The 11944-nt window shown below is 37.9% G+C and carries 5 protein-coding genes; 4 read left to right on the plus strand and 1 reads right to left on the minus strand.

Annotation, left to right across the window (positions count from 1 at the left end; all coding sequences use genetic code 11):
• Positions 1-6 precede the first annotated feature (6 nt).
• Both PKC55_RS10890 and PKC55_RS10895 read left to right on the plus strand, forming a co-directional pair.
• On the plus strand, positions 7-1719 hold the full coding sequence (locus PKC55_RS10890; RefSeq protein WP_283687246.1) for a right-handed parallel beta-helix repeat-containing protein: 1713 nt from the start codon (positions 7-9) through the stop codon (positions 1717-1719).
• 12 nt (positions 1720-1731) lie between these two features.
• Positions 1732-3870 carry a SusE domain-containing protein gene (locus PKC55_RS10895; RefSeq protein ID WP_283687247.1) on the plus strand — a complete coding sequence of 713 codons (2139 nt, stop codon included), beginning with the start codon at positions 1732-1734 and terminating at the stop codon, positions 3868-3870.
• Positions 3871-4223: 353 nt separating this feature from the next.
• On the opposite strand, the gene PKC55_RS10900 is transcribed toward PKC55_RS10895, so the two are convergent.
• Positions 4224-8174 (minus strand): hybrid sensor histidine kinase/response regulator transcription factor, encoded by a 3951-nt coding sequence (locus PKC55_RS10900; RefSeq protein WP_324373000.1) that lies wholly within the window; start codon positions 8172-8174, stop codon positions 4224-4226.
• 330 nt (positions 8175-8504) lie between these two features.
• On the opposite strand from PKC55_RS10900, the gene PKC55_RS10905 reads away from it, so the two are divergent.
• Both PKC55_RS10905 and PKC55_RS10910 read left to right on the plus strand, forming a co-directional pair.
• Positions 8505-10355, plus strand: coding sequence for a right-handed parallel beta-helix repeat-containing protein (locus PKC55_RS10905; RefSeq protein ID WP_291128123.1), 1851 nt, complete (start codon positions 8505-8507; stop codon positions 10353-10355).
• Positions 10356-10360: 5 nt separating this feature from the next.
• Positions 10361-11938 carry a beta-N-acetylhexosaminidase gene (locus tag PKC55_RS10910; RefSeq protein ID WP_291128120.1) on the plus strand — a complete coding sequence of 526 codons (1578 nt, stop codon included), beginning with the start codon at positions 10361-10363 and terminating at the stop codon, positions 11936-11938.
• Positions 11939-11944 lie beyond the last annotated feature (6 nt).

Here is an 11944-nt window from a genome sequence, read left to right on the forward strand (position 1 = left end):
AGCAAGATGAATATTTACAGACTAATATATGTATGCTGGTTATTAGCACTACCCTTGTTTGCAACAGGGTGTCATGATTCTTCGGTCGATAATCCTGATCCCCAGGAAATAGATAATAGCTTCTATCCAAAGCGGTTCTACATCGATCCCGAAAACGGAGCTTATTATAATACCGGACATTCGCCATCGCAACCTTGGGAAAGCGTAGACCGCATTCTCGAACGGACATGGACACCGGGAGATACAATATTGATAAAAAGAGGAACCGTATATAATGGTACGATTACCCTAAAAGGAAATGGAACACAAGAAGCTCCTATTGTTATCATGTCATATGGAGACGAGAAGCTGCCTCTACCCGAAATAAACGGAGGTGGCACTAAAGACGAAACAATCCTGATACGCAATGTGCAATACTGGGAATTGCATAACCTGAAAATAACCAATAAGGGGACGCAACCTCGTGCCAAAAGCGTTGGTATCCGCATTGTTGCCGATAATATACCAAATGGAATAATGAATCACATACATATAAAAGGGTGTACTGTACAGGATGTATACGGTACTAAGACACACCATCTGGAAGGAGGCGGAGCAGGTATTTTTTATTACAATGTATTGGAAGGTAATATTCCCAGCAGCTTTAATGATATTGTAATAGAAAATTGCCATATCAAAGATTGTCAGCGTGATGGATTGACAGGATATGTATCAACCGGTGATCGTAGCAAAAGAAAAGCAAATACGAATTTCATTTTTAGAGGTAATCTATTCGAAGGTATTCCCGGCGACCAGATTATTGTAAACAGTTGCGACAAGGCAATTGTAGAAAACAACATCGTACGCAATTGTGCCGAAGGAGGATGGTCACCCGAAGGGGCTTCGTTCCGAGCCGAAGCATCAGCCGGATTGTGGTGTATCCATAGCGACGAAACAGTGTTCCGCTACAATATAGTACAAGACCACAAAGCCACATGGGACGGACAAGCATTCGACTGTGACCAAAACTGCCAGAATACACTTTTCGAATATAATATCTCATACAACAACGTGGGTGGATTCTTCTTGCTTTGTCCTGCCGATGGTGCTTTCGATAAAGGTTATGCTACCCATAAGGGTACTATTGTACGATATAATATAAGTATCAATGACGGCACGCGCGACTATGTAAAAGAAAATGGGTTGACCATATCGTCTGCCATCGATGTAGTAGGACGTGTAGATGGTACATATTTCTACAACAATACAATAATTAAAACAAAATCGGCAACACAAAATGCCGATAATAGTGCCATTACTTTCGACAATTATACCAACATCCCTAATTCGTTAGTATTTGCCAACAATATATTTTACAACACAACAGGTATAGCCAATGAGTTTTGTAAACTAAACGTAGGTTCTCTGAGCTCGAATAAAGGAGTCATTTTTCAGAACAATTGTGTATATGGATATTCTACACCTATACCGGGTACAGGCTCTTACAACAGTGGAAATATAACTATCGATCCTAACTTTGTTAAACTAGTTACCGACTTTGTTAACTCGAACAATCTGGTAGATAAAGATCAAATATTGAATGGGCTGAAATTGGCTACCGGCTCCCCTGCTATCGCCACCGGAACCACCGTTTCGGACGGAGGATTTTATCCCGTAACGAATGATTTCTGGGGTGTTGCTGTCGGATCAAGTAAAAATATGGGAGCATATAACCACTAAAAAGACAATATCATGAATAAAATGATAAGAAATGCAATTTTGGCAGTTACCGGTATTCTCATAGTATTGGTAAGCTGCAATACCGAAAACGATTTTTATGAAGTTGGGCGACAACCTGTTTTTCTCAAATACCCTTCAAAGGATACCACATGGGTATTAAATTACCAAAAGCCCGACTCGCTCTATCGTTTTTCGTGGGAGTCGAAGCGAAACTATATTGAATACAACCTTGTATTCAGCCTGAGCGAAGATATGAGTACTCAGAAAGTAGAAGTAGCAGCAGGAATTAAAACAGACTTCTATCTCACAACCATGCAAGTAGATTCTATACTAAGTTCGATGAATATTGGTATAGGAGAACAACATACAGTCTACTGGTCTATAGATGTTGTAGATCAGGAAGCCGGCTGGTGTGACGAGATCAGGAAGTTGACGATAACCCGTTGCGATTTACCTACAAATGTAATCATGTTGGATAGTCCCTCCAGTTTGGCTGAACTGACATTAGACAAGGCTAATCCAGAGAATCTTATAACATTTAGTTGGACTTGCCAAACAGAAGTGAAAGATTATGTTCTGGAAATGAGTTTCGATAGCAATTTCGATAATGTGATACAAATAGAAAATGGATCAGAAAAATCACATGAATTCTCAAATAAATATTTCGATGACATGCTCAAAAATCATGGAGTAGCACTAGGTCAGAGTATTCCGCTCTATTGGAGAGTTAAAGGAACAGGGAATTTGAACAATCCAATTGAAAATAGTGCCGAAAGAGAGATTTCGATAAGACGTTTTGCCCGCGATCCGGCTCAGGTGACTTTGACAACGCCTGCTGAAGGCAGTACAGTATTACTTGCTTTAGAGAGTGCTTCAGATATGTTCCAGTTTAAATGGTCATGTGATACCACAGGAGTAAGCTACAAAGTGAAAGTATATGACAAAGAGTTGAATGTATCGGTGGAATTCGATGCCGGAAGCAATAAATCATATTCAATTTCACAAATAGATTTTGATCAACTATTAGAACAAAAATTTGAAATGGTTGCATCACAAAAAAAGAAAATGTATTGGGAGGTTATTCCAAACGATCCTTTACGCGCTGTTTCGAAACATACCGGAACTTTTACTGTAAGACGCTTTTTGGCGGTAACGGCTGCTCCTAAAATCAAATTGACAGCATTACCTACTGATGCAACGGCCTATACTCTCAATGTATCGACACCGACAACAAACCTTACTACAGTTAATTGGGATTGTTCGGCAACCGGAGTTACGTATGCCATAGAATACAGTTTGAACGCTGATATGACGCACTCGAAAGTGAAGGAACTAACAACGAACAAAACAGTCGGTTTCACTCACAGTCTGCTTGACGATATGCTATCGGACTTAGGAGCTTCGTATTGGACCAAAACTGTTTATTGGCGAATAGTAACAACTGTAGCTGTAATGACCGAACCATCGGACATACATAACATGAAATTGACAGGTATGATAAAACCATTGGTAGACAAACGAGACGCCTCTTTTCCACAAACATATCCGGTGACGAAAATAGGGAATAACTTCTGGATGGGAGCAAACTTGCGAGCTACCAAATACAGCGATGGCACAGCCTTCACTACTGTAGATTTGGCTTCGAAAACCTATACGGGAGGTGCTGTAACAGATGCGAATGTGATTGGGCAATATTATACATGGCCTACAGCACTGCGTACGTGGCAGTCGGCAGGTTCGAGCGAGAACAGTATTATACAAGGTGTGTGCCCTGATGGATGGCATGTATCCACACTTGCAGACTGGAATGCCTTGATAAGCACTTTGTCTCCGAATCCGGCCAAGAAAGTGAAATCGACACAGTATTGGAATAATCAATGGGAAGTGACAAATAGTAGCGGTTTGAATTTAGTTCCCGGAGGGGTATTCTGGCATGGCAATGTAGGTGCCCCCGACAACGCCGACAGTGGAGGCAAATCCGGATATTGGACAACGACTGTAGGCTCTTCTACGACAGCCTACATGGTAGAGGTATTTGATTGGAATTCGGATGACATTGTTCCATGGCACTATCTGTCTCGTCCATGGAGCGAAGGAGATGGCACAGCTTCGAAAATGGTGAATGTGCGTTGTGTAAGGAATACGAATTAACGATCTTATAAATAATAGAAGATCCGTTTTCTTCAATCTTTTTTGCAATAAGGATTGAAAGAAAACGGATTTTTTTTATCTATACTAAAAGGCTTTTTTGATAGCGATACGAAAAAAAGTAACAATAAAAAACATGCTGAAAAGTGTCACTTTTGTCACCTTTTTTATATTCGTCTTTTAGTTCTGTTATCTTGTAAGTGATAAACTGGCTGATAATAAGGGAGGTAATTTAAACTACATCAGGGTTACATGAAAGTGTACTTTTCGGGCGAACGATTCTTTTCTCCTACAAAAAGAAAGAGATTCTTCGCTACGATTAGAAGGATACAGATAATAGAATAACTAATAACTGTTTACTGCTGTTTACGGAACTCGCTAGGAGAAACACTGTAGAACTCCTTAAATTGACGGCTGAAATGATTCGGATTGCAATACCCCAGTTTGTATGATATTTCAGATGAGGTTAGATCGGTGGACAAGAGCAGATGCTTAGCATTGGTCATCTTAATATTCAGTATAAACTGAGAGGGCGTTTGATCTATCAACCGCTTGATATTCAGATATAATTGAGTACGGCTAATGTTTGTATGCTGTACTAGTTGATGAACCGAAAGATCGGGGTCGGTGAGGTTTTCATTTATATATTCGGTCAGCTCCTTTATAAATATCTCGTCTGCATTATTAACCTCTGTCTTATCGATAGTTAATTGATTAAGACCCGAATAATAATCGCGAAGAACATTTTTTCTTCTCAATATATTATCGAGTCGCAATATCAATTCCTGAATATTAATTGGCTTTTGCAAGAATGCATCCGCTCCCGATTGAAATCCCTTCATCCTGGCCTCGCCGGATAGCTCGGATGTGATTAGAAATACTGGTATATGCTGAGTCTTCGGATTGCTCTTCACCTGACGGCAGAAGTCATATCCATCCATTTCGGGCATATATATATCGCTGATAATAAGATCCATATTCTGAGATTTCAATAACAACAGAGCCTCTTTGGCGGTGGATGCTATCAATACATGAAAATAGTCTTGTAATTTCTTTCGAAGCATTTTTCGTGTATCGCTATCATTATCAACTATTAGTATCTGAAATTTCGTAGAGCTGTTTTCATTGAACAGGTTAGTTTGTTCCTCTATATACATCGTATTATCTATAATCTGATCCAGAATATTATTTCCGTTAGACGACGTGCTAATCTCCATTTTATCATCTTGGCTAATAGGGATCCTCACTCTGAATATATTCCCCTCGTTTTCTACAGCCAATACCGACAGTTCTATATTCAGCAGTTTGGCAATACTATTTACAATAGCCAGACCTATACCGCTATTGGGATAAGTACTGGAAGTATCTGTACGATAATAGGGCTCAAAGATGATGGATTTTTGCTCATTGGAGAGACAAGCTCCACTATTGAAAATATCGATAACTACAACGTTTTCTTCTCTTTGTATTTTCAGATAGCACCTTCCTCCTTGCTGAGTATGTTTGAATGTATTACTCAACAAATTGCCGACCAACATTTCCACCTTGTCGGCATCAAACATCATAGGGAGAGAGTCTATTTCGGTTACAAATTGATGATCTATTTCCTTATGTTTATATAGCGGAGTAAAGGCCTCATAAATACCTTCGACAAAAGTTATTATATCGTATTTCTTTATCTTTATCGAAGCATGCTGAGACTCCATATTGCGGAAATCCATCAATTGATTGATCAGATATTCGAGACGTTTTACATTCCGCTTGAAGATATTGCTGTCGCTATCCGGCTCGTTACTAATAGGTATTATTTCGTTTTGGAGTGTCGAGATAATGGCTAACGGTGTTTTGAATTCATGAGAAATATAAGTAAAGAAGTCTAACTTCAAAGAGTTCAATCTGGTCAATTCGTCTTGTTTGCGTTTAGCTTTGTTGATAATTTCTTTCGTTTGCCGCTGCCTCTTAACAAATCCACTTATAAGCCATAAAATACCAGATAATAGGATGATGTATAATACAATCATATGCCAACTAAGCAGGAATGGAGGCCTTACATTTATTTCTATTTCCTTTGTAGCCAAAGTTTCTCCATCTTCTGTTATTAATTTTATATGAAGGATATATTTTCCTGTTGAAAGACCGGTAAAAGTAATTTCGTTTGATGCCGGATTTACCTCATACCAATCACTGTCAAGATTTTTGAGCATGTATACACACTTGTAGGGAATGCCCTGATCAGGAGTGAAGTCGATGCTGGAAACGAGGAATGAAATAAAATTTTGATGGTTATTGAGAGTTATTTTCTTCGTGTTATTTATATGCTTTTCCAATATATCCGATTCTCCGGGTATAACCGAGTTTTTGAATAGACGGAAGTCTGAAATATAAAGCTCGGGGGGCTGTTTGTCTTGTATAACTATATCTTGAGGACGAAAATTAATTAACCCATCTGTCGTGCCAAAGTAGATAACTCCATCTTTGTCAATATAAGAAGACCGTACATTAAATTCATTCTCTCCCAATCCCCATGCCAAATTTATTCTTCTTACTTTTTTCTCTGGCGTAATTCGAAATATTTCATTACCTGAGGTCAACCACAGATTTTGACTACGATCTCCTTGAATGTTGGAAATACTATTATAGAGCATCTTTTTGTCTGAAATATAAGTGGTGAGAGTGTCATTGTCAAATAACAAAATTTCCCCTTTGGCCGTACCAATCCACAAACGACCTTGCCGGTCTACATAGCTACACTGAAACTGATTGTCCTGATATTGTGGATAATTGAATTTTTCGACTTTACCCGATTTTATGTCGAAACGAAAAAATGAGTACAGGTCTGTTATATAAATATAATTTCTATATTGGTAAATATCCGAAAATGCATAATCTTGGGATGTAGCACCTACTATATTGGAGAAAATATTTTTACCATACATATATACGTCTACACCTTTGTTGCTGGCAACAATCAGGCTATCGCTATTGAGTGAATATAGGGCATATACTTTGCTACCGACAAGCGATGTCTGATCGTTTTGCTGATTGATATAATGAGTTATATTTCCACCCGATCCAATTTTGTATAACCCTGTGGATAGCGATCCGGCCCAAACATTATCCATCCCATCCAATTCAAGAGAAACAATGTTGTCATTTATTTGAGCATTACTATGGTTTATATGCTTTATCAGTTCTCCTTTTGCATCCAGAAGACTTATTCCCATGCAATTGGTTCCTACCCAAAGACGATTGCTTTTATCTTTTACGATACCATTGGCTGTGACGACCCCCGTCTTTTTACTGAAGTCGGCAAGATTACTGAACTGTATATTGGAGTTTAGTTCTTTGATATAAAAGAATCCTGTAAAAAAGGTTCCGAGAACCATATTCTGATCTTTCGTCTTATATATATTTGTTATAGTTGTGGTCAAGGTTATATTATAGCTATTCTCAAGCATATAGTTTTTGAAATAGTTGTTGCTATAGTCATACACAGCTATGCCGCTATTGTGCCCAATCCACAGGCGGTCGTATCTATCCTCATTTATACTGCCGATATTCTCTACTTCGTTGATATTATAGGCCGACATCAAGTTTTCTTTTCTGAAATCATCAAAAGCTCGATTATACCGATAAAGCCCATCTTTTACAGTACCAATCCATATCGTTCCTTTCGAATCGGGGTATAAGCAGATTCCTATCAATGGAGAATGGTCGGAACTCGTAAGTTTATAGGATTTTATAATATTGAATTTTGTGTCTATTTTATAAACCATTTCGCGATGTAATGCCCACATACTACCAAATTTGTCTACACTCATTATATGGTATGGCACATTCTTCTTTATCAGACTCAGCTTCCCATCATCGAAACTATAAATAGAACCATTGGCTACAAGTATAACCTGATCGTTGTACCGAAAAATAGATGATGTATATTCTATATCCTTTTCTTCACATGTTATACGCGAAAATGTTCCTAAATCATAATTATATGCTTCTACATATCCTTGGGTTCCAATTAGCATTTCCTTACCTGTATCATACAGCGAATAGATATACGAACCCGAATATCGCTGAATAGTAGTAAGATGATTACTATCGTATATATTCAAGCCTTTGGCTGTTCCTATCCATATCCGCTTATAGATATCATCTGATATAGTGGTCACATTATTATTGACTATGCCATCATTTTTGCTAATATGGATATAGTTCTTTATCACGTCATCTACCTGAGCCGATAAGCAAATAGTGAGACAGAAAAAGAAGAGCGTAATGCAATTTCGGAAAATTATGATCTTCATGTAAGTAGGTTAAATGAACAAAAATGCATTCTTACTTATAACCCGACTAAAAATCGGAAAAGAGAATTAAAAACAGATATTGTATGTACAAAATCTTAGGTACTAAAGATAGAATATAGATTCGGAATACATAAAACACATTTATATATATTTGTTTAGAGTAGGTGCATATTTGTTTAATTTACACATACCCCTATATTACACTTAGTTTTATATATACTTTTTATACTCATAGGTATAGAGTATAGGGCGTTATGTAAATACATTTGTTTCCGAAGCTTAGAGAAAACTCAAGTATACATTATAAAAAACCTTAGAGTAGATATAATCATGAATAACAAAAAAAACAGGATTGTCCTGACCGTTTTTTTTCTTTTAGCCGGCATATCTATCCATGTAAGTAGCCATACTATAAAGGTTTCGGAATATGGTATTCGACCCAATAATAAAGAAAACTCAATCCCTCTTTTAAAAAGACTTTTAGAAGATAACAAAAATCACAAATCACTAACATTGATATTCGAAAGGGGACGATACAATTTCTATGCAGACCCAGTCAACCAGAGTAATGACAAAGCTACAATTGCATTCGATTTGGAGCTGATGAAAAATGTTACGATAGACGGAGACAGTGCCGATTTTATCTTTCATGGAAAAGTAATGCCTTTCTATATCTATAAGTCCAGTAATATCCATCTAAAGAATTTCAATATAGATTGGGACCGTCCATACAACTCTCAAGCTAAGATAATAAAAACTACAGACGAATATATGGATGTGATTATTGACAAAAAGGAATATCCTTACGAAATAGTGAATGATTCTATCTGGTTCTTGGGCGAAGGATGGCGCAACGGAATTGTACCTCAATACACCAATCTGTATGATGAAGATACTAAAAATATTATTTATCAAACTCGCGACCGTCCCTTGGGAAATGATCTATACAATGCCAAAGTTAGCTGCTTAGGTGAAAATGTGGTTCGCTTCCATTTCAAACCCTTGATAAAGCCCAAAAACGGAACGATAGTTGTGTTTTTCCACGGCACATATATTACAAATGGAATAGAGGTGAAAGAAAGTATCGACACCAAGCTGGAAAACATAAACATATACCACACTCTGAGCTGCGGTGTACATGGATATAAGAGCGAAAATATCAGCCTGCTAAATGTGCACATCATAAATAATGAAACGAAAGGCAGAGCCTTTAGTACCATAGCCGATGCAACGCACTTCAACGGATGCAAAGGCCATATACTCTTCGATAATTGCTCGGTGAGTGGTGCGGGTGACGACTTTATGAACATACACGGAATGTATGCAAAAGTATCTAAAATACTAGACAGTAAGACTGTCATGGTTGCCCCTAATGGAAGATATATAGGCTTCGACCTCAAAGCGAATGCATGGGCTTTAGATTCTGCTACAATGCAGCGTAATTATAAGCTAAGAGTGATGACACAGCATCCTCAATATGATGAAAAAAACAAACTGGAAGGCTACATTCTTACATTCGACCGCTCCATAATAGGCAAAGTAAAAACAGGTGATCTTCTGGAAAATAAAGACCGCACCCCTACCCTTACTGTTCGCAATTGCAAAATGCTAAAAAAGAATCGTGCACGATCGATTTTAGTAACAACACCGGCGAATATACTCATCGAAAATAATTACTTCAGTTCTGCCGGAGCTGCCATTCTCATCGAAGGAGATACAGATTTGTGGTTCGAATCGGGTGCTGTAAAGAATGTGGTGATCCGAAACAATGTATTCGAGGATTGTTATACATCGGGCAATAATATTCTAGACAATCCATGGGGATGGGGCGAAGCCGTTATATCTATAACTCCTTCAGTTCGTCCATCCGGAGATGATTTTCCTGCATATCATCATAATATACGTATCGAGAAGAATATTTTTAGACATTACGACTATTCTATTCTATTTGCCCGTTCGGTCAATAACCTTAGCTTTATTAACAATGAATTAATAAAGACAAGTACTTACCCTCAATTCTATCGGAAAACAAACTTGTACCTCGATGGCTGTCGCAAAGTAAAGGTTGGAGGCAATAGATTCTCTAACGATTTTCCGGGGAAAAATATTACGATAAAACACATGCGTCTTACGGATATTTCTCAATTCGGAACTAAATTGACAATAACAGAAGATAAATAAATGATATGAAAAGAATATTACTTTCAATTCTATTTCTTTTAACCATGGTGATGGCTAAAGCAACAGATGTAGACATAATTCCCTATCCGCAATCTATAAAAATGAAAGATGGCATTTGCAATTTAGCTCTTGGCTTTAATATTAAAGGAGAAAAGCAAAATCAAGATTATCTGAAGAATTTACTCATCTCAGATTTTGCTCTATCACCCAATACCATAGGAATTGCTATAGAGCTAAAGATAAGTGATAAAATAGATAGGAATAACGAGGCATATCGGCTAACGATATCTCCAAAGAAAATCAAGATCGAAGCTTCTACTCGAAATGGTATCTTCTATGGTATCCAAACTCTGAGACAATTGATAAAGAATAAGCAATGTCCATGTTTAGTTATCGACGATAAGCCTGCGTTCCAATGGCGTTGCTACATGCTTGACGAAGCCAGGTATTTTCAGGGAAAAGAAACCGTAAAGCAATTACTGGACGAAATGGCCTTACTCAAACTCAACAAATTCCATTGGCATCTGACCAACGATTCAGGTTGGCGTATCGAGATAAAAAAATATCCTCTTCTGACCGAAATAGGATCTGTACGCGATAGTTCGCAAGTAAACAATAATGGCAAAAAATGGGCTAGCGAAATTTTTGATGGCAAAGTTCATAAAGGCTTTTATACTCAGGAAAACATAAAAGAAGTCGTCGATTATGCGAAGAAGCTATACATCACTATTATCCCCGAGATCAGCATGCCGGGCCATGCTTCGGCGGCAGTTGCAGCTTACCCTTGGTTGGGCACATTGAATGAAAAGATAAAAGTTCCCGAAAAATTTGGAGTCCTACAAACCGTATTCAACCCTGCTGATAGCCGAGTAATCGGTTTTTTACACGATGTTTTGAAAGAGGTCTCCGCCCTATTCCCCTCAGATGTAATCCATATAGGAGGTGACGAAGTGAAATATGATCAATGGATAAACTCGCCGAAAGTGACCCGATATATGAAAGAATATAACTTAACCACATATAGCGATGTACAAGTAAAATTTACGAACGACATATCCAATTTCATAGCTGATTCGTTGGGCAAACGTATGATGGGCTGGAATGAAATATTAGGAGCTAATGTACACGATTGGTCTACAGCCGAAAATGCCAAAACAGAGCTATCACCACAAGCTATCATTCATTTCTGGAAAGGAACTCCCGAAAATCTGTATGAAGCAATCAGAAGAGGCTATCAGTTGGTCAACTCTAATCACGAATATACATATCTGGATTACACCTACGAACTGATAGACCTGCCCAAAGCATACAGCTTTAACCCAGCGCCGGATACTTTTACAGCGAAACAAAAAGAGCAGATATTAGGATTAGGCTGCCAAATGTGGGGAGAGTGGACTCCATCAAAAAAGGAAGTGGAATATCAAACTTATCCACGTATAGCTGCATATGCCGAAGTTGGCTGGACTAGCAACGATAGAAAGAACTATGATCGGTTCGAAAAAGGATTAGATTTTTTTATTAGCAGATGGCATAATAAGGGGTATAATATCGCTCCATTATCTGAAGTAAATTCGAAAAAATAAATATAA

Source organism: Dysgonomonas sp. (assembly GCF_035323175.1).
Lineage (GTDB): Bacteria > Bacteroidota > Bacteroidia > Bacteroidales > Dysgonomonadaceae > Dysgonomonas.